The sequence below is a fragment of the Ekhidna sp. genome (genome assembly GCF_040220215.1).
GTDB lineage: Bacteria > Bacteroidota > Bacteroidia > Cytophagales > Cyclobacteriaceae > Ekhidna.
In genome coordinates, this window is the sequence record NZ_JAVJTR010000012.1 from 77,184 (window position 1) to 101,179 (window position 23,996).

Genomic DNA, 23,996 nt, shown 5'->3' on the forward strand with positions numbered 1-23,996 from the left:
CAAACGTTTATGAGGGATTTTAAAGATCAACTGGTAGCACTTGATCCTAACTTTAGGTACCGGGGGTTGAACCAGACACGGATTGAAACATTCAGTGATGCCGTTTTTGCGGTGGCCTTTACCTTGGTTGTATTGTCATCTGCGGTTCCTGAAACCTTTGACGAGCTTCGAAAGTCCATTAGTGACATCCTTCCATCCTTTATTTGTATCGTTCTTATTGTAGTAATCTGGTACCAGCATTATATCTTTTTCTTACGTTATGGTCTTCAAAATACCAAGACAGTCACAGTCAATACCTTTCTTTTATTTTTAGTACTCATCTATATATACCCACTGAAGTTTCTTGCAAGGTTTCTTGTGGAACTGTACTCCGGGTTGATTTTCGGAATGCCAGATAATTTCATGGATGATTTTGGTGGGGAAATGAATAGCGAGAACATGACATTGCTAATGACGGCCTATGGAACTGGTGCCACGTTCATTTTTATGGCGATGGCCTGGCTCTACAGGCATGCTTATAAAAAGAGGGAGCAGTTGGAGCTCAATAAATACGAAACGTTTACAACCAAGGTAAGCTTATTGCAAAACCTGCTGATGGGAGCCATTCCTTTCCTTTCTACAATGGTTGCTTTTCTTCATCCTTTCGGCCATGGAGCCTGGAATTTTGGGATTGCAGGTTTTATTTATATGCTATATCTACCCGTAATGATCACCTTTGGGTATTTGGTAGATCGCAAAACCAAGCAGCTTTTCGGGTAAAGAACTTACCACTATTTGGGTATTGGGATTGATCTCTAGAATGCAGAACTTTATCATTCACCCATTCATCCTGCTATGAATAAAAAATATGCAGACCTACATTGTCATCCTCACGCTCGTGCCTTTCACTGGATGAGGCACACCAAAAATGAGAATAGGCCATCGAAGTTTAACCCATGGAATGTAGTTCTTAGCAATTTCAACAAACAAGAGAAGGGGGAAAGGGCATTTAGCTACTCCCAATGTGATCCTGCTAAACTTTGGAATGGTGAAGCCAAACTTGTTTTTGCGTCACTCTACCCTTTTGAGAAAGGCTTCTATAAAGGAGGTTTAATAGATCAAAGCAAGCTGATTCGGATTTTAGATGTATTGTCCACATCCGGTCTGGGTTTTTTAAATCCAATAAAATGGGGGCAGGCACTTTTTGCTTTTGCGACCGGAGCACCTACAATTCTAAAAATCGCCAGGGCCTTTTTACAGTCCCTACTAATGAGAATGCCCATTCGCCGTATCAAGTTCTTCATATCAGATGAGTATGATTATTATGAGGAACTCATAAAAGAGCGGGATTTTCTGCTAAGTCATAGCAATAAATTGACCACAAATAAGATATATATCCCCGGTATAAAGCGCTTGTTTAAAAGTGCCGGGAAGCTTCGAAAGAAATACCCGGAATCATTGGATGCGACAGGCAGATATATTGTTTGTGAAAATTACGATGAGGTTCAAACTACCCTGAATGCCAATAATATAGCCGTGGTACTGACGATAGAAGGGATGCATGCGTTGGGCACAGATACCGATTTGGATAAGGTGGAACAACGAATCATGGAGCTGAAGACCTGGCCAAGACCTGTATTCTTCATCACATTTGCCCATCATTTCAACAATTATCTGGGAGGACATGCACATAGTATTCCAGACGCTTTAAGAATACTTTCTGATCAGTCAGACGGCATGAATGAAGGAATTAAGCCGGCGGGTGAAAAAGCTATTAAACAACTGCTGGGACTTGATGACGAGCTAAATGTGGATACTGGACTGGGCAGAAGAATTCTTATTGACTTAAAACATACAGCTGCAAAAACGCGAAAATGGTACTACGAGCAAATTGTGACCCCATGCATGGCTAAGGGTGATAATATCCCGGTTATTCTCAGTCATGTCGGTTTTAGTGGCTGGGAAACGCTGCAAGAGACGATTGATTATAGTTTTCACGAAAACGACAATGAGCTCAAGGATGGTTTTTATCCATGGAATATCAATGTATGTGGAGAAGATGTTGTCTGGGCAGCTAAAACAGGCGGCCTGATTGGTCTGTGTTTTGATCAGCGAATTTTAGGCGATAAAAAAGACAAGGTCAATAGTATTGATCTTTTATGGAAGAACTTAAAAGCGATGGTTGACCAAATTATTACGAGTGATGAATTAACTGAAGAACAAAAATCCAATTGCTGGAGCTACTTCACTCTTGGGACAGATTTTGAAGGATATATTGACCCTACCCAGGATTATGGAAATTCACTTCTGTTTGACGATTTCGAAAAAGACCTGTTCCAAAAAATACACACCTTAATGGAAATTGACGGGGCAAAATACCACCTGGAAGATGACGTAAAAGTTGAATCGGCGGTTAGGGGGATTTGCTTTGAAAATGCCCACCAATTTCTAAAACGTCACTTCTGACTTTCGATGGATAGCCCTTCAACTTCGGTGAAAAATCACGATTTTGGATAGATTACCACTTTTAGGGTATTGATTTTCAGGCATATAAGGGACGAACTTTGAAATATCAATTTTTAAACACCCACTGCTATGAAAAAGATTTCAAGATTACTATTTGTTGCTATTGCTTTACTTCTTGCTTTCCTTGGATACAAAAAAGTGAAGGTAAATAAAGGCTGAATTACATTATCAATTGATAATGTTTTAATGAACGGGATCAAGTTTATTTAAAATATCCTATAAGATTCTTCTTATTCTCCTAGAATACCCCCAGATAGGTATTGTTTTTAGTCAACGGGTTGGTGACCTTTAGTTAAGAATTACTAGAAAGAGTTTCCAATCATGCCTCCATTAAAGCGAATTTTATCTATCGACGGAGGGGGGATACGAGGGATTATTCCAGGTCAGATCCTGGTGGAGATAGAGCAAGCATTTGACGTTCGGGTTGCCACAGATTTTGATTTGGTTGCTGGTACGAGTACTGGCGGCATTTTGGCTTGTGCATTTCTTTTGGAACACCCAAAGCACCCAAACCACCCTAAGTTTTCAGCAGAAGAAGTTGTTGGCCTTTACTTTGAAAGAGGTGATAAAATCTTCGACGTTCCCTTTTTCCATAAGATTCGCACTGCTGGAGGCATCCTGGATGAAAAATATCCTGCAGATGGAATAGAGGATGCCTTACAGGATTACTTTGGAGATGCCTGGCTTAAAGATTTACTCAAGCCATGCATTATCACTTCCTATGATATCATCAACCGCAAAGGCCACTTTTTTGGTCAGCACAAAGCAAAGGAAGATCCCGACTTTAACTTTCGTGTACGTGATGTAGCCAGAGCTACTTCTGCAGCTCCCACCTATTTTGAGTGTGAGCAAGTTATGTCCGAAAAAGGAGGATCTTTTACCTTAATTGATGGGGGCGTTTTCGTAAACAATCCTGCACTTGTGGCATATGCAGAGGGTCGGAATATCTTTGAGATAGATGGAGAAGAGGCCACAGCCAAAGACATGAGAATCTTATCCATCGGTACAGGATATACACGTAAACCATATCCATATAAAAAGGCTAAGAAGTGGGGCATGGCCGAATGGGTACAGCCGGTGATTGACATTATGATGTCAGGGGCTTCCGAAGTAGCCCATTATCAGCTGGATAAAATTTACGGGACAATCGACAACCCGGATCAATACCTCCGCATAGACGGAGACCTCAAGTCAACGGATATCGATCCGGATATGGACTGTGCTACGCCTGAAAATATGGCAAAGCTCAAAGCATTTGGGAAAAAGCTTTTTGAAGAGAATAAGGGGAAGATTGAGGAGTGGTTGGGGATTAAATATTGAATAAACCTATTATGAAAGTAAAATTTTATGCATTTCTTTTTCTCATTTCAGTGATTACTTATTCTCAAGAAAATTCAAATGATCAACCTAGTGATGAAAACACTCCAGTTATAAATTCATTAGGATCAAACTGCATTAGCAATCACAGAGGATTTGTCAGGTCTACTTCAAGTACTCAATCACAGATTTACAAGAGAATAATCCTTAGAAAGGATGGGTTGACACTTTCCAATATTCCTCAATATGGATACAAAGAAGATGTATATTTCGAGATAGAAAACCTGTCCAATGACGATTCAGAAGAGTATGTGTTTGCATACAAATATCTTGAAGAAATGGATCAACCATTTCTTATTCATAAGGCGGATGGTTTTGCAGAAAGAGTCAACTCAAGAGGAAACATATTTTTCAAAATTCCTACGTTTAATTCGGAGGATTTTAGAGATATAAACCAAAAAACAACTGAAGAATATGTACAATCAAAAAACAAGGAAGCATTTCTCATTTATAACCTATTAAAAGTATCTAAAGTAGTTGATGAGTCCTGTTTGAATGATAAAGAAAGGCGGCTTGGACAACTTGTTGTGGAAAATGAAAAAGAATTTAACAAGATCGATGAATTAACTAGCTGGTTGAATACCTACCCAAAACAGTACGCTGAAAATGAAAATGCCGATTCTATTCGATTAGCGCAGCGTCTCAACCAGGAAATAAATGCCTTAGATACCGCAATCGAGAGGTATACAAAAGAAATAGAGGTGGTAGAAAAACAAATTGAATTTTACCAGTCAAACTACTACCTTGATGGCGCACCAATTTCCCTTGCTTCAAGTTATAGGAGATTGCTATCGCTGAAGCCCCATTTAGCTTCGAAAACATCTTATCGAACCAATAGAAGCACCTTAAAGGCAGTTGTCGATGCGAGAAATGTTATAAAAAAGAATCAACTTATCGAAGAGGCAAAAAAGACCAGTGAATATCGAAGCAAGAATACCGAACGAGATAGCCTGAAAAAGGAACTTAAATCAATTTTTGATTTGCAGGAGGAAATAAGTGAATTACAACTATTACCAAAGGCAGGAGAGAATCCCTCATTAGATGTTTTAAAGCTTGGAGCAATTGTAAAAGGGAATAAATCTAAGACTGTGGGTTATGAAATGGGATACAGGAAGAGTATCGAGGACAAGGCAAATAATCTTAATCAGCTAGACCTTAAAAGGATGGGCAATTTCCCAATCCTTAATGAAAAGGATCATGTATATGCTGCCATTGTGAATCGAATTGGACAGTATGGCAAGGATGATAAATACAGGAAGTTAGAGGGGGCAAACTATAACCTCAGATTATCAATAATTGAAAAGGATAGCCTTGGTGTTTCTTTGATTGATGGGCCTAGGCCTACATCGGATTTAGAAGGAAAGCCAACACAATTATTAAGCCTTCAATCAGCAAACGAAAAGGATGCTGAAACCAAACCCAACTATTCTGTTAGTACACATGGAAAGATATACCAAGACTTGCTTTTACATTTTGGAAAAACCTTTCGAAGAAATTCCGTGATTAGAGTAAGTTTCTGGGCTGATACATATGTTCCTAAACGTACCACTTCTGCTGAGGGAAAAGTTACTGAAGGGGTTGACCTTAAAAACAAATTGTTATTAAAAGAGGTCTACCCTCAAATAAGAGGCCTTTATCGGTTCAACGTTACTACTGGAATTGTAAGCTCATTTGTAAAAAGGAACCACTTTATGAAAGTACCGGTAAGCGGAGCATCTTCTGGATCAGCCTTTGCTATTGAACATAAAGAGATAAGTGATCCAAGAATTCTTCCTATGCTTGCTTTAACTGTTCACTGGAAACAAGTGGATATTCAAAGGCCCCCAAGCTGGACAGAAATGATACCTAATCCAACCATAGGATTTGATTTCACACAACCAACCAACGAGATATTTCTTGGATTCAGTAGCGAATTTGTAAGAAACATTCAATTGGTCTATGGGTTACATTTTACCAAAGTTGATCAGCTTTCGGCAAATCAGGATTTGACATCATCAACAACACCAAATGTTGATAAGACATTTGAACGAGGAATTTTCGTAGGGTTGACATTTAACTTCAATCTTATTCCAAGCATGTACAATCAATTTTTCAAAAAAGAGGGATAGCAACATGAGAGGAATATCAAAATCAATGATGGAGAAGGCACATCAAGCTCTAAAAAAGCTGAAGGCACAACATAAAGATGATCCAAATATTGATGGGTTCTCTGTTGGATATAAGGAAAGAAATGGTAAGCCTATCAACAAGTGTGCAGTCAAAGTTTATGTTAAGCAAAAGTTTGCAAAAAGTGTTTTGCAGGATCATCGCATACTTCCTAATGATGTTGATGGGATTATCGTTGACGTAGTAGTTAGGGACTTTCAACTTCATCGGAATCCAAATAGTAAGTTCGATCCTTTGATTGGGGGGATAAAGATCGCTAATGGAAACAATGATGATGTGTATGGAACCATTGGAGCTATTATTAATACGACTTCTGGCGATTATTATATTTTAAGCAATTGGCATGTGCTGTATGGTAGAGCAGATGCAAATGATGGTGAAGCAGTTTATCAACCTAGAAAAGGGATTCTCTTTGAAGTAGCTAAAACATCTATAGGCATTATTAATAAAACAGTTGATTGTGCTCTTGCCAGAACTAATAATAAGCGACTCATTGATCAATCAATTTTGGAAATCGCACCAGCAATTTATGGCTTTGAAAAAAATATTAAAACGGGGACAGAAGTAGTTAAATATGGAGTCAATGGAAAGGCCATAGGTGAAATAGTTTCTGTGACAAAGGATCACACATTCCCAGTCCCTTGGCAAGATGATCCTCATGAGGTTGAAGATCAACTAGAGATCACCCAAATTGATGGACAACCTTTCAATGTGGACTTAGGAGATTCTGGATCTTTGTGGGTGACAAATGAGGCTAACCCCAAGGCGGTTGGACTTCATTTTGCTGGAGAGACAAACAAATTTGCGCTAGCCAATCCAATTTATCAAGTTGTTGACAAACTAAAAAATTCAGGCTATGAAATTCAATTTTAAAACGTTTAAAGTATTCGTTTCATTTTGGGTTACGATAAGTATCCTTATTCTCTGCTTGATTGTTTCATGCGATCCGGATTCTGATGATATCATTAATGCTAAGTATTTGATAGCTGGGTCAGTTAAATATCTAGATGTGGCATCTGGAGAAATAAAACAAGATGACTCGTCGGTTATAAGTATCAGTTATATTACCAATCCCACTGTTGTTGATGGACTTGCCAGAGAAAAGTCAGGCAGTAAATGGCAATTTGGCCCTTTAAAGAATGGGACTTATGAACTGGCCTTTAAACTTACAAAAGAATATACCAATTCTGAGGGTGAAATGTATATGGTTGATTATGTTCATCCCGGAATAAGCGTAGTTATAAACGAATCCTCTCAAGTAATACCTGATACAATAGTACTTAGATCTGTAGAGTTAACAAGATATTTTGTCCGTGGTAATGCCCAGTTTGAAGACCCGTTGACAGGTGATTTGGAAACGGACGCGAATATTAACATAGCCCTTTCAGGCAATGGTGCGAATCTATCCAAGACCGGTGGAAGTTTTGAGTTGGGTCCTCTAAAACCCGGAGATTATAAATTGCAATTTGAGTTGGTAAAAGAAAACGTCTATGAAACTGGAAATACGTTGAGATTTAAATACGAGAGCAATGTCATTATAAGTAATGCCGATGTAGATCTAGGAAATATTACTCTTAATAGAGTTACCGGAGCAACTAAATTTGTTCAAGGAACTGTAGACTATGTTGATCTATTGACAGGGACAAGTGGAGGATCTTTCTCAGATGTAAGGCTTACAATAACTCCCGTCAATGCTAGCAATATTCAAATTGGAGCAAGCAAAATTCTTGATGTCAACAGTAATTTTTTTATCGGTGGGCCAGTGAATTCCGGTAGATACAGAATCCAAATCAGCAATATGACTACCGATAATGAATTCAATCAATCATTGTATTATGATTACTCAGATTACCATAACATCCAGCCTGAAACAGATACGTTAATATTGAATCTTTCATTAGAATGGAGAAGCAATACTGCCCTTTTATTACAGATTACAGATAAATTGAACAATCCAATTCCCGCAGGAGTTTGCTATTATTCTAATCTAGATTTTCTCAATTCAAACTTACCATCATGCGATGGTGCCATTGCAGATTCAGTTACAACAACTTCCGGTGGGAGAATGCTATTACAGAATCTTGACGAACTTAAATACTATTTCAATGTTTCATCAAAAATTGGAAGTGTTTTGCTTAGCAATCATGATGAAATCGACGGCACTAGCAGTGAAATACTATCAACGAATCAATTAAATACTCATACTATTATCATTGATAAAAATTGATGCAATGATTGCCAGCATTTCAGATGATAATACAGAAATATCAATAGAGCTGTATGTTGAATAATGTTAGTAAATTCTACTCATCGAAATTTATGAACCTAGATTTTAAAATCGATTAAACTTAAAACTTAAACCATGAAATATTTTAGACTTATTCAAAGCACAAATCGAACTCTAACTGTATATGAAAAAACATGGCCACAATGGCTTGCATTATTTTTAGGAGTACTTACTCAACCTTTTTTTTCATATTTTAGAGAAAATGGCACTATTAACTGGGGGGAGGCATACTCGAGCCCTGCTTTCTTGATTTTTTCCTTAATAATTGCTACCGTTCTATTTCCTGCGGTTTATCGATCTAGTTTTGACAACCAAAGACCAAAATTTGTACAAGTTATTCCAATTTTTACTGCCGGCTTAGGCTGGGAGACAATGATTGACTCAGTTATTAGTGGGGTTGCTAAACCAAGTGAAGACACCACAGCTTTAATTCAGGCTTTATTTCCTTTTGGCTAAAAATAGTGGAATATTCTCCCCACCAACTTCCCCACATCCTCCTCCACAATCGCTTGATCAAGTAGCGATTTGTACAAAAATCCTTGTTCTTCCATGTGATCGAAGAAGGCAATGAAATGATTGTAGTAACCTTTGGTATTTAAGAATGCACAAGGCTTATTATGATAACCGATCTGGGCCCAGGTCATAACTTCTGTCATTTCTTCCAGTGTGCCAACTCCTCCCGGTAGCGCAATGAATCCATCGGATAAGTCAGCCATCAAGGCTTTGCGTTCGTGCATGTCTTTCACTCGGTAGAGTTTGGTGATGCCTGTATGGGCGACCTCCATTTCATAGAGTTTGTCCGGGATCACTCCGGTGATGATGCCATTGTTTTCCAGTGCGGTTTCAGCCACCACACCCATTAAGCCCACATCGCCACCCCCGTACACGATCTCGATTCCTTTTTTCACCAAAGCTTTGGTCAGCTCCCGTGCAGCTTGTTCATAAGCTGGGTCTTTGCCCATTTTTGATCCACAGAAAATGGCGATTCGCTTCATGTGGTAAAAGTATGAATTTGAACTCAAGGCAGCACTTGAGAGTTTACATTAAAACTTTAAATATCATGTCCGCAATCAAACAAATCAAGCCGCTCGGTTTTCCATGGGAAACCCAAGATCCTTTTCTTTTTTGCGTGTATCACAGAGACCTTTTCCCCAAAGGGAATGAAGATATGGGGCCAGACCCTGAACATTTGAAAGGCAGAATGATCGGGCAGGACTTCACTATAAAAGATGGCTGGCGCATGTATCATGGAAGTAAAGTGCCCGGCTTTCCTCAACACCCACATCGTGGCTTTGAAACGATCACTGTTGTGCCTGAGGGGTTGGTGGATCACTCTGATAGTATGGGTGCAACCGGAAGGTTTGGAAAGGGCGATGTGCAATGGATGACGGCAGGAAGAGGCGTTTTGCATTCTGAAATGTTTCCGCTGGTTAATGAGGATAAAGACAATCCATTGTTACTGTTTCAAATCTGGCTCAATCTGCCAAAGAGGAGCAAATTTGTAGAACCTCATTATAAAATGTTGTGGGCGGAAGACATCACTGTTCACAAAACCGATGATGCTGAAGTGACAATTGTAGCTGGAGACTTTAACGAAACGAAATCATTGGATACCACGCCAGACTCATGGGCTGCTGATCCTGAGAACGAAGTGGCGGTCTGGCTAATTAAGATCAAAGCAAATGGAGAACTAGAACTGCCGGTTGCAGATAAAGAAGTAAATCGATCCATCTATTTTTATAAAGGAAATGAGATTATAATTGGTGAGGAAATTCTTAGAGAACAGCAAGGAGCAGACCTTCATGCTGATCAAAAGATAACTTTAAAAGCGGGAGGCGAGGAAGCGCATTTATTATTGCTCCAGGGGAAACCTATTGGGGAACCGGTAGTACAGCAAGGCCCATTTGTGATGAACACCCAGGAAGAAATTTATGACACCATTCGTGAGTATCAGCGAACCCAATTCGGTGGTTGGCCATGGCCTAAGAATGAGTTCGTGCACCCAAGGGAGAAAGGAAGGTTTGCATTGCATGCCGATGGGACAGAAGAAGTGAAGTAGATGGTTAGGTCTTTTGAAATGAACAGGTTATTTTCCAATTAATGGAATATTGCTAACTTCATTTTAAAACTCACCAACATGGCAAATGAAGACCCTAACGTTACCGTTGCGAGGTTCAATTATAAGCAGGCAATAGTAGTAGCTGCAATAACTGGGGCTACAACCTTAGGAGGGACATGGTTAACCCTTAAACCCGGGGAAGATTCTGAGAACGATTCTTCGGCTACTAGTAGTGAATTTGCGGATTGTCAGCAGGAAAATTCGAACCTCAAAGCCTCACTGGAAAACTCGCTTTCTTTTACTTCCCTGACAGACATTTCAAACACGCACTTTTCTAATGGTTTAAATAAAGAAGAAGTGAAAGGGGTGATACGTCAGCTTATAAGCACATCACAGCAATATGAAAAAGACAGCCAGCACTACATGCACAAACTTTTCCGACTCAAAAAGCATATGCTTACCAATGGCGGAAACATCAACGTGCGCGTGAGTAATGCCAACCAGGAGGCCTGCAGTCTAATACAGGATTTATTGAAAGGGATAGAGTACTACAAGGGAAGTATAGACGGAAATGTAGAAAGTACGCGAGCTGCTGTTGAAGATTTCCAGAAAAAACTAAATAGTTATACTCCGGGCTATTTCGATGAGCGAAATATTGGCATTGTAGGAAAGAAAACCTTTAATGCGATTTTGGAGCATTACGAGAGAAGTTAATGCTTTCAACAATATTGGTTTAATTCGCTAGATAGGTTCCACAAATAATCTAACACCATGAAACGTCGCAATTTCCTTACTAAATCTGTTTTGGCTGCTGCTGGAGCTACCAGTCTTGCTTCCTGCATAAAACCAGAAGAAAAAAACCAGGGACCTTACATCAATTTCAACAACACCTATCGGTGGAAGATGACGACCACCTGGCCACCTAATTTTCCTGTAGTAGGAGAGGGTTGCAAACTTTTAGCCGACTGGGTGAAAAAGATGTCAGGTGGAAGAATGGAGATCACGGTTTATGGTGGAGGTGAGCTGATCCCGGCGCTTGAAGGTTTTGATGCGGTTAGCAATGGTGCAGTGGAAATGAATCATGGTGCTGCCTACTATTGGGCAGGTAAAGTTCCTGCTGCACAGTTTTTTGCGGCGGTACCTTTTGGAATGAATGCCCAACAGATGGGCAGCTGGATTATTTCGGGAGGAGGAGCAGAGCTTTGGGAAGAGCTATATGCACCTTTCAATATTCAACCGATACTATGTGGAAACACAGGGGTACAAATGGCAGGCTGGTTCAAAAAAGAAATCAAGACGATTGAAGATCTTCAAGGTCTGAAAATGCGAATTCCCGGATTAGGAGCTAAGGTTTTGGAAAAAGCTGGCGGCACACCCGTTTTGGTTTCAGGAGGTGAGATTTATACCAATCTGGAACGAGGGGTTATTGATGCTACGGAATGGATTGGTCCTTTTCACGATTACCTGATGGGTTTTTATAATGTAGCCAAATATTACTACTATCCGGGCTGGCACGAGCCAGGACCCGCATTGGAGATGATGATCAACAAGCCAAAATTTGAGGCTCTGCCAACTGATCTACAAGAAATCATTCGTACAGCATGCTATCGAACCAACCGATGGATGGGGGCAGAGTTTGATGCAAAAAATGGTCAGTATTTACAGAAGATTATTAATGAGACTGATGTTACGGTCGCTCCATTCCCGGTGGAAGTACTGGAAGCTCTGAAAGGTTACACCAAAGAAGCGTTAGCGGAACTCTGCGAAAATGATGCACCAAGTAAGAAAGTCTACGAGGCTTTTGACAAATTCCGTAAAGATGTTAGTGTGTGGATGAATGTAAGCGAACGGGTGTTTTATGAGCGGATTATGTAATAGTCATCATCTTGCAATAAATACAAAATCGCTTCCATTTTCATCGCTCCCAAAAGACCCAAATCGTGGAGTAGATTTTAATCTTTCCATATAAGATTTGATTTCATCAAGTATCAAAATTCTATCCTCTCCGCCATTGGATTTCAATGCTTCGATCAGATTTCTAGCAAAGGGAGAGTGACTTCCTGCAACGCCATCAGAAACATACTCTTTACTTCCGGAGGTCAAGTACTTTCGTGTCTTCTTGGAAAGTTTTCGAACAAGGTACTCCCTGTCGTTGGTCACTTCATAAGCTGCAGATCTGGAAGATGCAAGTAAAGGATCAAATGTACCTCCAAAGCATACATCCATTCCAAGAAAAATATGCTCACATGGAATATTGTTTATGTTACTTCGAATTCTATTATGCGATATATATGAGTTCTTGCTCACATCGTTTCTTAATGAATTTTTAGCCACTAAAAATCCCTCACCAAAAACATCATCATACTGTCCATGACCTGCAAAAAAGATAAATAGCTGGTCTTGTGGCTTATAATTGATTTGAGCATACTCACGAAGTTTAGTCATCACCTGATCTTGTTCTGCATCCCTCACAATTTCCACTTTAAAGCCATATCTTTCTTCTAGCTCCTTACCGATGGCTTCAACATCATATCCGGGGTTCACCAAATCGCTCCAATTATCGTACTTATTTATTCCAAAAAGAAGTGCATAGTCTTGTCTGTCAGCCATCACCGCGTCACCAATAGCGTCCATACCCACTTTGATATTTCTGTACTCACGAGTAATTGCTCCTGACTTAGTTTCGGCAACTATTTCAATCCAGTTATCACCATCCAGCATGCGTAAAGTGAGATCAAAATTGGTGTTGTGTTCATCTTCAATGTAGGCTGTTCGTGAGGCTACTGGCTTGTCGTCTTTCTTTTGTTTGAAGTGCAGTGTCACACTTTTTAAGGCATTAACTGAAGTGATGTTAGCTTTTATCTCAAGCTTCTTTTCTTCCGAATTGGTGTATTCCAATCGTGGTGATATCCATTCTATCTGTGCGAAGGAACTAATGGCGTTGCTGTTGAAATCCAATTGTACTTCATTTGATCTGGATGAAACAATCTGACCATTAACTAAAGTAGCCAGACAAAACAGTGAGATTGAGAGTGATAGCTTCATGATACTTGATTTAAACATTAACGTTTAATTAAAATTTTCTTTTGCTGGTCTTTTAGACCGCCATTTTCGAATGACACTTTATAGAAGTAGATACCGTCATTAAGTACTGAATTATTTTCAACATTCAATTCAAAAATGTGAAGTCCTGAATCAAATGATCCTCTGACGATTGTTTGCACCAATTTTCCTTGTATATCAAAAAGGTCTAAACGTAATTCATACCGATTTTCGCTTTTAGGCAATGAAATAGGAATATAGGCGATGGAATTAGCCGGATTAGGATAGGCATCTCCTAGTGATAATCGTGAAGGTGTTACAACATAATCAGGATCATTAGAATAATGAATTGAGAATTGATGGTTGCCATCAAAATTGAATGAGTAACTCTCTTGTTTATCCATTTCAATAATTCTTCCTCCGTCTTCATCCACTAACCAAATTCTACCATTCTTCATAATTTCAGGATTCCATTCAATAGACACATATCCAGAAACATAATTAGATTCTAGGTCAAAATTCCATACATATTCATTTTGATGCGATTTGATATCGTTTGTGAATTTTGGATAGAAGTAGGAATTATCCCGGGTGTACATTTCAATGTAATTTTCAAACCTCGGAATGACCAGTTTGTCAAAACGATCCTTACTCATTTCTCCATCATCATGCATACCTATTGCAGCTACTTCAGTTGATAACCCACCCCTGTGCAGTCTTAGGGTTTTTTTCCAATTATGACCTGTAAAATCATTGTCCGTATTTGTTTTTCTTCCTCCACCGAATCCGTCTATAGGATTTACAGAAATTGTAGCCGCTTGATCAGCAAATACAAAAGCCCCTTTGAAAGGTGCAAGTGTGCTACTCTCTTCAAATTCCCTTGTATTTGGATCATAAATCACAAGCTTGCTTATATTGATTGACAGATTATTGTCATCGAGTATATTATCCCAATTGATATTGACATTATATGGATTCCCTATTTGATTCCATCCCTGAGCAAGTGCCATTTCGAATGGAATAGTACTGTTTGTCTGGCCAGCCCCTACATTGATTTTGACATCATTCAAAGAATTAAACCAATATCCACGCCCTAAATCAATTCTAGTGAATCCAACACCCTGATCTTGGTATTCACCATCTAGATATGTCATGAGTCTCCATCTTTTCTTGTAGGTTAGATCGCCCAATTCGTTAAAAATGGATGTAACGAGATTATCATCCAGCACATAAGGAATACTAACCATGCTCCATTCTCCCAGGTTTAGTAGTGGAAGCGACTCGCTATTCGTGTCTGTGAAAGTCCGCTTAATAGTATTATTTGTTTGTTTTAGAAATGTTACACCATCATCGGCAGAGATTTCAAAAACCACTCCTATGTCGTCTAGCATATTTGAAAGAATTGTAAACTCAAACTCAGTAGGAGATATTTCTGACATTGGCTTTTGGTCTGACCAGTTATTACTTAAGATTTCCTTGTGTCTAATGGTCACGTTTGGATCACCCAATCCGCCTGAAAACTTTACATTAACAACTGCCGAAGTGGCAGCTTCTCCAAATTTTTCATTGAAGGTTAAAGAACTAATACTAAGGGATTGCGATGTGTTTTGAGCTACTACAGTTATTTCACCAGAGTATGGAGATTCTCCAGAAGCATTTCCAGCTTTAATTCGATATTTATAAGTAAACCCTGCTGTCAGGTTGGTTATTTGAATGGGATTAGAAGAAGATAATTGCTCATTATAGTGAAAGCTATTGAAGTTATCAGAGGATACTTCCAGCGCATAATAGTCAGCCCCGGCAGAGGGATCCCAGTTGGCAGTAAAAACACTTGCAGATGAATTGGTTGCATCCCTTGCTGTAGGAGTTCCCGGAAGTGTAAGCAAATCAAAGATTCCTGCATTGGCTGACTTACCGGATTCATTTTTCGCACGAACTCTGATTTGATACTCACTACCTGCGTCTAGATCAGCTACTTGAATTTGAGGATCTGCTATAGAGATGCCATTATAGCCAACTAAAAAGGTTTGAAAGAAATTTTCAGAAACGTCTACCTCATAAGCACTTGCACCATCGACTGCCGGCCATGAGACTGTAAAGGATGTTTGGGTGTACTCATTTACCCCATCAAGTATTGGGTCTGCCGGAATGGTTATGAAATTGGCGAACCCGTAATCGGCAGGATCCATATCTCCGCTATTCCCACTTGTGTTATTGGATTGAACTCTGACATAATAGCGGGTTCCCGGAGTTAAGTTTTCAAATATTTGGAATGGCACTGCTACTGGAAAATTTGTCAACAAGGCTGTCTCTTCAGCAAAATCATCAGATTCATTTAAATCGATAAGGTATAAATCCGCTCCAAGGGTTGCCTGCCAGTTGATAGATGCTCCAACCTGTGAAATATTGTTGGGATCATTCAGAGTAGGAGCTCGTGGAACGGTTGAGAAAGCCAAAATATTTGAATTAGGTGATACTCCGGCATTGTTAAATGCTCTTATTCTTGCGAAGTAAGTCTGACCCGGTAATAATTCATCCACTGTTGTTGTAAGCTCAGACTGTTCGAGCTCGAAGGGAATTCCACCACGTCCATAATCCACCAACATTAGGTTGGTATTTGCAAAGCTAAAATCAGTAGATATTTCGAGGTAATAGCCTTCAAAGAATCCCTGAGGAGCTTGCCAACTAAATGTTACTTCATTTTGGGTAATGGAAAGAATAGAGCTTTCTACATCGAAAACAGGGGATGATGGAGCCGTCAGGATTGTGATTTTCAATGGTTGCTCTGATTCTCCTGATGCATTAACCGCCGAAACAACTGCATAGTAGGAGGTTCCCGGAGCTAATCCGGTAACGATGATTGAGTTCTTATCTTTTGTTACATTTCTTCGGTTATAGTTTGCAAGAAACTGCGTTTCATCCGCAAATCCATCATCAACTGTGGAAACGGTTATTCTGTAATTATTGATAATTTCAGGTACAGGCTCCCAATTGACTATCGCAGAAACCTGTGTGACGTCTGTCACCTCTTCTTCAGGATAGATCACGGTGGCGGGTTTAGTGAGAAAGGGTACTACCTGTGAAAATGGAGATACCCCGGATTCATTGTATGATTGAAGTCGTGCGTAATACCTAGTGCCGGGAGTGAGGTTTAAAATTTCCTGACTTTCTACGACAGGAACCGATTTGGAATCAAAATCTTCATGAACCAGAGCGGCATCCATGAATGTTGGATCCTGAGACACGTCTATGTAATATCCGTCCAAAATACCTTCTGTCACTTCCCAATTCAGATACACTTGAGTAGAAGTTAAATCAGAGAATGCCGCCTCGGGAGAGACGAATGTCGGTGTTGCCGGTAAAGTCAGCACTTGTTGGGTTGCCCCAAATCCGGAATTGCCAATCTCATTGATGGCATCCATACGATAATAGTAATGGGTGCCAGGAGTGAGATTATTGATAACCACATTTTTTTCAGTATTTCTTTCATCATAAAAAGTATCGCTGAAATCGTCTGAGAGAGCTACTTGCAGTCTGAATTCTCTTGTCCACGCTTCGTCATAACCAAATGCAAATCCATTTTGGAGTACCTCACTAGGTTCATCTATATCTGCAAGACCCGGGGTAAACTTAATTTCCCAGAAATCATTGTAACTTGATCCAGCTCCTTGTCTGCCCCCAAATAGGAAAAAACTCTTGTCTATTTTTTCAAATTTTTGGATTCGTTCCCTAGCTCTAATAATATTATTTTCATCAAAAACATCCTGTGTTCCAAAGACCGGAGCTAGAATTTCATTCGAGTCACTTCCACCAATCCAGGTCCACAGATTTGTATTAATGTCATATTTCCACAGGTCATTCAGCCAGGTTGCGGATGATGTCTCGTTATTGTCTCCAAAAACACCTACTCCTCCCATCACCCATAGATTGCCAGAGTCATCTACCCAGGTGGTGTGCGCATATCGTGAAGGAGGTAGATTATCAGGATGTGCAACGCCCTTTGTGCCATAATTTCCAATCAAATTAAGCTTGGTGTTTCCCCCCATCCATGTCCAAATATTAGTGATTGGATCATATTTCCATAGATCATTTAAATAGCCAAACTGCCCTTGACTGTCATATCCCTGACCACCAAAAATCCAGATATTCCCATCTTTTGCAACCATAGCTTCAGTGTATCTCCGTGCGCCAATTTCATTGGACGGATCAGGTACTCCAAGTTCACCGTAGGTTCCGGGAGTATTTTGAAAATTATTTCCACTTACCCATGTCCATTGTAGTGTGTTTGGATTGAATTTCCACAAGTCATTGTTATACTCAAAGCTTTCATAGCCTCCAAATAACCAAAAATTTCCTTCATCATCTTTCCATTGCGCTGCTGAACTTCTGGCGCCCGGAACATGAGCAGCACTTGCTTGACCTTTAATTCCATAGACAGCATCTCCATTTATGTCAGAGCTACCCCCCATCCAAGTATAGATATCAGAAGCTGGATCATATACCCACAAGTCATTCAGCCAGGCTGTATTGTTAGTGCTCTGATTTATATTCAAACCGCCAAAGAACCACAAGCGACCATCGTCACCTAACCATGATGACCCATGCCATCTACTTCTTGGTTCGTTTGACGGATTGCCGATTCCCCGAGCTCCATACACACCATTATTTAGGATCATTTCAGTGCTTCCTCGTATATAATTCCACTCATCTTTCTCGGGTTCGTATTTCCACAAATCCGTAAGCATACCTCGTGATGATCCAAAAAATGCTCCCCCCAACATCCAGAAATCACCTGCTGGGTCTGTCCAGGTCAGGCCACCATGCCTTGCTCCCGGAAAAGGCTTGCTGCCAATTTGAATATCGCCATAGGTGCCTATGTCATCTATTTCAGTAGTAGCATTTACGCCACTTATCCAGGTCCATTCTTTTGTGGTTGGCTCGTATTTCCAAAAATCATTGTAACGTCCTGTGGTCGTTTGGTTGAATAGGTATCCTCCAAATAGATACAAGTTGTCTTCATTGTCAATCCAATTTGATCCGTGCCATCTGGAACCCGGAACATATGCTGTCGAGCTAAGACCAGTTTCGTTGTAGCTTCCTGTACTGTTTGCAAAATCGGACCCGGAATGCCAAATCCATTGGTTTGTAGAAGGATCATAGCTCCATAGGTCGTTCAGATATTCTGCTGATACTCCAAACTTATCATACCCTTGCCCGCCAAAAATCCAGACAATTCCATTAGAATTTATCCATTGTAGTGCTGAAGCTCTTGCTCCAGGATAGCTACCGGATGTAGCCTCTCCTAAAACACCATGCGTACCTCCCTGATTAGCCTCATCGTTACCACCTAGCCAGGTCCATTGTGCATCAGTTATCGAGTATTTCCACAGATCATTTAAGTGACCAACAGCGCCATTAATATCTAAACCATAGCCGCCAAAAAGCCATAAATTCCCAAGTTCGTCACTCCAAATTAGATGATTTTCTCTTGCCCCCGGAATATTGGAAATGTCTGGTACTCCCTGGGTGCCGTATACAGGTAATTGATTAACACTTTGAGAGCCACCTCGCCACGTCCATTCGTTATTTTCCGAATCATAAACCCAGAGATCGTTATACCAGGTTGTTGGATTTTCAGATGCAGCACCACCAAATACCCAATAATTTCCATTACTATCTAAAGTTCCATCTACTATAAATCTGGCAGGAGGTGTATTGCTGGCATCTGGTATGTTGAGTGTGCCATAGCTTCCCGGGTCATTGGGCGTGTCTGTTCCTTTTATAGTGGTCCACGTTTTACTTACCGCATTATATACTCTAATAGAGTTATGAATACCATTTAAACCCTGACCACCAAAAAGGTAAAAATCATCCCCTACACTCCACTCAGCTGCATAGGCTCTACCGCTATAATTTTCAGGAAACGGAACACCACTAACGAAATTGGAATTCGGAGATAGACCGGTAGATCCAAGTTGATTTTTGAAGTCCATAGCTGCATACCCCAGTTTGGCCGAAAATGATCCATTGGCATTATCAATTCCACTTTCAATGTCATAGCCTGACTCATATCTGACTTGAATTCCATCTACATATAGGACAATTGTTTCATTACCGGCTCCATCAAATGAAATTGAAACAGCAACATGGTGCCAATCGCCATTCGTAATATTTTGTTCTGAATAGGCTTCAATATCTCCATATCCATTTATCATGAGAGTGAGCCTGCTATTTTTAATGACAAGAGCGAAATGCCCCGTGTTCCATTCGGAGAGTGGATTATTGTTGGTGAAAGCAAATATGGGTCCGTTATCTTCGGTTTTTACCCATCCTTCTATCGTAAAATCTCCATCAAAAACTTTTAAGTTCGGGATGTCGATGTAATCGTCTATTCCATCAAAATCTAAGGATGGAGTAATCGTTGGCTGAGTGAAAAAATCTCCTTCTCGGAGCACCACACTTGTGTAATTTGTGTAGTGGGAAGTGGCAAAATCAATATATCCGTTTTTGTCCAAATCACCGGCTATGATATCATTTGGGTCTCCCGGGACGCTTACTTTTTCTGATTTCACAAATCCACCTTGAGTATTGCCTAAATAGACAGTGAGTGTTCGATCTTGCCATGAAGTGCCAATAACGTCTTTTATGTTATCATTATTTACATCTTCTAAAATGAAGTGGTGAGTATCATCTATTTGTAGAAAATTGGCCTGATTTATAAAGGTGCCGTCACCATTTCCTCGAAAAGAAAAGAGAGATGAACCATCAACTAAAATAATGTCTTTGTTTCCATCATTATTGAAATCGGTAGCTTGAATTCTGGAGGCATAAAGGCACCCACCATCATTTGGAAATAAATTTAACGTTAAGAGTCCAGTTTGATCATTGATAAATGTACCAATGTAACCACAATTATTTCCCAGGTCGTCAATCAGTGTTGCAGCAATATCTGGATATCCATCACTATTAAAGTCGTCTACCAGGAACCCATTGTTAAGCGACCCATATACCAGACTGGTTGATGATGAGGTTGGAAAGGAACCATTCCCATCTCCAAAGTGAATTTCTATTGAACGCTCGCCCCTTAATAAAACGGCTATATCATCAAAAGTGTCGCCATTAAAGTCAGCGGTTTTGACCACATTGGGCTCTGAATCTATTGGAAGTGAAATATCACTTGATGAAGAGAAACCTCCTGTTCCATTTCCGAAAAACACTCGGATTACTTCATCACCAGATGTTGCCCAGGCTGCTACTGCAATATCCGGTATAAGGTCATTGTTAAAAAATCCAGTGGCTATATCCCTGGCGTTTGTTCCAACCGAGTGTTCAACTCTTGGGTTTAATTGACCGCTCTGATCATTTAGAAAAACATTTATAGAATTATTGTTCCCATTGGAGGTCACAACATCATCAAAAGTGTCATTATTTAAATCCGCTAAAACAATTCCTGACCCATCATACTGAGACGAATATGAATACGGCAATACATTAAACGCACCTTCTACAAAGTTAGATCCAGTACCATTAAGCGTAAAATTGTTCAAAAAACCATCATCGCCTGTCGACAAATCATTTAAGAAAGTTACCGCAGTATTGTCTTCATATGGTGTAATTGAGGCATTTCCGTTATCAAATTGGTAAGCCATTGCTAAATCTGTTTCACTTCCGGTTACAGAGGATCGAGCTGCATTTTTTACCTCAACCTCTGATAATGCATAGCTCCATGTTCTCATTTTAGCCATTTTACCAATGAAAATACCTTCTCTATATATCTCTGAATTTCTGATGCCTTCTATTTCGTTTTCTGTTTTATCCAATACGACATCATTATAGTTTCCTGAGCTGTTAGCTTGCCCTTGATTAAAATCATAGTATGCTTCAAGTCCGTCTTCGTTTCCGGATATTTCTATGGTGTGATTGGATAATATTTCTCCGGCATTTCTGACATAGCTCCAAAATCGAACCTCATCAATCTGACCTTTGAAATGATCTGAAGTACCATTTCCTCTATTTGCACCAATGTAGGTGAATTGAGTTGTAAAATTTTGATTGAAAGTGAAGCCAACGCCTTGCGAACCAACTAATTGACCATCTAAATAAGCAGTCATGGTTTGTCCATTAAACAGGTTATCGCCGGGATCAAATGTGATGGCTACATGATGCCACTGGTTGTCTGTTAACGACACAGTTGGGAAACTTGCGGTTATCTGGTTATTGAATTTTGTTACCCAAATCTCATTAGTCGTTACTGCTAGTCCCCAACCCTGATTTGGATCGCCTGTATTCTCTGCGGAAAAGGATATCAAATCTCCTGTTTGATTAGTTTTGAACCAAAGCTCAATAGTAAAGGTGCTATCGTACTTTAAGGGGTTTTCTGAAAGGATCACATAATCATCCACACCATCAAAAGCAAGGGAATTGTTATAAGTTGGCACTGCCTTATTCGTTGACATTTGACCATCCACCCAAGTCCACACTTCTGAATTTCTGTCATACTTCCAGAGATCATTCATATACCCCTGACTACTTGTAAAATCATGGCCAAAACCGCCAAATAGCCAATAATTACCTTCAGAGTCAGTGAAGGATGATGCACCCTGTCTGGGGCCAGGGCCAGTCTTAATCAGATTTGGTCCGGCAAGAGTTACTTGAGATCCTCCTTTCCATTTATATGTTGGCACCTGAGACCAGGCGTCTATTACTGCTATCAGTCCAAATAGAATAAAAATTTTCTTCATGCTTCTCATTGTATTTTATTGTTCTCCTGGGAATGGTGGTCCACTTATGTCTGGCTCATTGACAGGAATGAGGCTTTTTATGACGTAATAACTAAATACGCCAAGTGTTATTCCAGAGCCAACCTTGATGAGCAATGGAAATTTTCGCCTTACTTCAAAACTTGGTGAATACACCACCTCGTCCCGGTTACGCTCGTCGCTTACTTTATATCGATAGTCTTTTCCCGGAGGGACTGAATTTGGAATTTTCAAAATGGCGTTTCCGGTATTTGGTAATTCTCCAAGGCCTCTAACCAATTTATCTCCTTGATAAAGATCAACCGTGAGGATATTATCACCTCGGCCACCGGTCCAGCGGAAATCTGCAAACTTCCCTCTCTTGAAGACCATGCCTTTTTCAATTCCGTCCAGCTCTATAAAAGGCACATAGAGCTGTCCTTTTATTTCAAGTTTTAATCCAGCGTTGAAATCACCGAGTTCATCTTTTGCTTTCCACACTATTGTTTTATTAGCTCCTACAGGTATATCAACACCCACATCACCAGATACTTTCTTAACCGGCTGAATGAAATTGTCAATTGAATTGTAGAGATGGATAGAGTAACTACGATCTATTCGCTCATCTATTAGATTATAGGTCAGGATAACATCAGGACCCTTCATTTGAATGTTGGTGATTTGGACTTCCTGACTTTTTAGGAGGAGTGGTGTCAATAGCCAAAGTATCAGTAGTTGAACAACTCTCTTCATAATTAATTAATTTTTTAATAGACGATTTAAAGCGCACTAATCACAAAAAACTGATTAGCACGAGTTTCAATATTATTCTCTAAAAATAATCAATAATATACAATGAAATTTGCATAAAATGCTAGTTATCAATATGTTATTCTGTTAAAAATAGGAATTTTTAGACCGCTAAAACCAAAAAAGGCCGACTCCTGGAGCCGGCCTTCGCAAGCGCCATTAGCGTTTGCTGCCTTAGTTTGCTTTTAAAAAGGGCCGGTTTGACAGGGCGAACCGGCCCATCGCGTCAGCGCCCACAATAACTGGACTGCCTTAGTTTGCCTTGATTATCCTGTAATCAGATGAACGGTCACCATTGCTCACCCTTAGGATGTACAGTCCTGAAGACAGAGACTGAATATCAAACTCAAGTTGACTTCCGCTTTTTCTTTCTATCGTTTTTCCATTTAGGTCAGTCAATCTCACCGAAACATCAACATTAGATTTCACATAAATAAAATCTGAAGATGGGTTTGGATAAATCTTCACTTCAAGATCGGCCACTCCAAGAGGAGCTTCATTGACTGTGAAGATGAACTCATCTGAAACTGTTCCTCCATTACCGTCATCAGCAGTCAGCGTTATCGTACTTGTGCCGATTCCAACTTCATTGACCTGGATTTGATTATTTGCAATTACTTCAACGGTAACAACAGCCTCATCACTGCTAGTCACGGTAATGGTTAAAATATCACCATCGGCATCTTCGAAGACATCAGCGTAGTTAATTTGCACAGCACCGAATCCTTCTTCCACTCCTGTTTGATCATCAAGTGGGTTAATGACTACCGGGGCATTGTTTGGAGCCTCACTTATGGTGACAATAAACTCATCCGAAACCGATCCGCCGTTCCCATCATTAGCTGTCAAAGTGATAGTCGATGTTCCAATGCCCACTTCATTGATCTGGATTTGATCATTTGCGATTACTTCTACAGTGACTACAGTTTCATCACTGCTGCTAACTGTTATAGTAAGCACATCACCATCCTCGTCTTCAAATACATCACTATAATTTATTTGAGCTGCACTG

The 23,996-nt window shown here is 39.9% G+C and carries 15 protein-coding genes; 10 read left to right on the forward strand and 5 right to left on the reverse strand.

The annotated features are described in order from the left end of the window. Positions 1 to 9 precede the first annotated feature (9 nt). The 7 genes from RIC88_RS07445 to RIC88_RS07475 all read left to right on the forward strand — a co-directional run bounded on the left by RIC88_RS07445 (position 10) and on the right by RIC88_RS07475 (position 8,791). Positions 10 to 759 carry a TMEM175 family protein gene (locus RIC88_RS07445; protein WP_350216900.1) on the forward strand — a complete coding sequence of 250 codons (750 nt, stop codon included), beginning with the start codon at positions 10 to 12 and terminating at the stop codon, positions 757 to 759. Positions 760 to 834: 75 nt separating this feature from the next. Continuing rightward, entirely contained in the window at positions 835 to 2,445 is a 1,611-nt protein-coding gene (locus tag RIC88_RS07450; protein ID WP_350216901.1) for an amidohydrolase family protein, read from the forward strand. A gap of 381 nt (positions 2,446 to 2,826) precedes the next feature. Beyond that, a complete protein-coding gene (locus RIC88_RS07455; RefSeq protein ID WP_350216902.1) occupies positions 2,827 to 3,825 on the forward strand; it encodes a patatin-like phospholipase family protein in 999 nt (332 codons plus the stop codon). An 11-nt stretch (positions 3,826 to 3,836) separates the two neighbouring features. Next, positions 3,837 to 5,990, forward strand: a complete 2,154-nt coding sequence (locus RIC88_RS07460; protein WP_350216903.1) for a hypothetical protein — start codon at positions 3,837 to 3,839, stop codon at positions 5,988 to 5,990. A 4-nt stretch (positions 5,991 to 5,994) separates the two neighbouring features. Next, positions 5,995 to 6,921 (forward strand): hypothetical protein, encoded by a 927-nt coding sequence (locus tag RIC88_RS07465; protein WP_350216904.1) that lies wholly within the window; start codon positions 5,995 to 5,997, stop codon positions 6,919 to 6,921. Continuing rightward, positions 6,905 to 8,275, forward strand: a complete 1,371-nt coding sequence (locus RIC88_RS07470) for a hypothetical protein (protein ID WP_350216905.1) — start codon at positions 6,905 to 6,907, stop codon at positions 8,273 to 8,275. The genes RIC88_RS07465 and RIC88_RS07470 overlap by 17 nt, the downstream gene beginning before the upstream one ends. Positions 8,276 to 8,410: 135 nt before the next feature. Next, complete coding sequence (locus RIC88_RS07475) at positions 8,411 to 8,791, forward strand: hypothetical protein (protein WP_350216906.1); 381 nt, start codon at positions 8,411 to 8,413, stop codon at positions 8,789 to 8,791. Here RIC88_RS07475 and RIC88_RS07480 read toward each other — a convergent pair. Beyond that, complete coding sequence (locus RIC88_RS07480; RefSeq protein WP_350216907.1) at positions 8,788 to 9,330, reverse strand: LOG family protein; 543 nt, start codon at positions 9,328 to 9,330, stop codon at positions 8,788 to 8,790. The genes RIC88_RS07475 and RIC88_RS07480 overlap by 4 nt on opposite strands. A 65-nt stretch (positions 9,331 to 9,395) precedes the next feature. Here RIC88_RS07480 and RIC88_RS07485 point away from each other — a divergent pair, with 65 nt between their 5' ends. The 3 genes from RIC88_RS07485 to RIC88_RS07495 all read left to right on the forward strand — a co-directional run bounded on the left by RIC88_RS07485 (position 9,396) and on the right by RIC88_RS07495 (position 12,269). Continuing rightward, positions 9,396 to 10,394, forward strand: coding sequence for a pirin family protein (locus tag RIC88_RS07485; protein ID WP_350216908.1), 999 nt, complete (start codon positions 9,396 to 9,398; stop codon positions 10,392 to 10,394). 78 nt (positions 10,395 to 10,472) lie between these two features. Further along, entirely contained in the window at positions 10,473 to 11,108 is a 636-nt protein-coding gene (locus RIC88_RS07490) for a hypothetical protein (RefSeq protein WP_350216909.1), read from the forward strand. Between the two features lie 57 nt (positions 11,109 to 11,165). Continuing rightward, a complete protein-coding gene (locus RIC88_RS07495) occupies positions 11,166 to 12,269 on the forward strand; it encodes a TRAP transporter substrate-binding protein (protein WP_350216910.1) in 1,104 nt (367 codons plus the stop codon). 6 nt (positions 12,270 to 12,275) lie between these two features. On the opposite strand, the gene RIC88_RS07500 is transcribed toward RIC88_RS07495, so the two are convergent. The 4 genes from RIC88_RS07500 to RIC88_RS07515 form a co-directional block, all read right to left on the reverse strand. Further along, positions 12,276 to 13,439, reverse strand: coding sequence for a caspase family protein (locus RIC88_RS07500; protein ID WP_350216911.1), 1,164 nt, complete (start codon positions 13,437 to 13,439; stop codon positions 12,276 to 12,278). 17 nt (positions 13,440 to 13,456) lie between these two features. Further along, positions 13,457 to 22,177 carry a fibronectin type III domain-containing protein gene (locus RIC88_RS07505; RefSeq protein ID WP_350216912.1) on the reverse strand — a complete coding sequence of 2,907 codons (8,721 nt, stop codon included), beginning with the start codon at positions 22,175 to 22,177 and terminating at the stop codon, positions 13,457 to 13,459. A 15-nt stretch (positions 22,178 to 22,192) separates the two neighbouring features. Next, on the reverse strand, positions 22,193 to 22,927 hold the full coding sequence (locus RIC88_RS07510) for a hypothetical protein (RefSeq protein ID WP_350216913.1): 735 nt from the start codon (positions 22,925 to 22,927) through the stop codon (positions 22,193 to 22,195). 309 nt (positions 22,928 to 23,236) lie between these two features. After that, on the reverse strand, positions 23,237 to 23,996 hold a 760-nt coding region (locus RIC88_RS07515; RefSeq protein WP_350216914.1), incomplete at its 5' end, for a T9SS type A sorting domain-containing protein.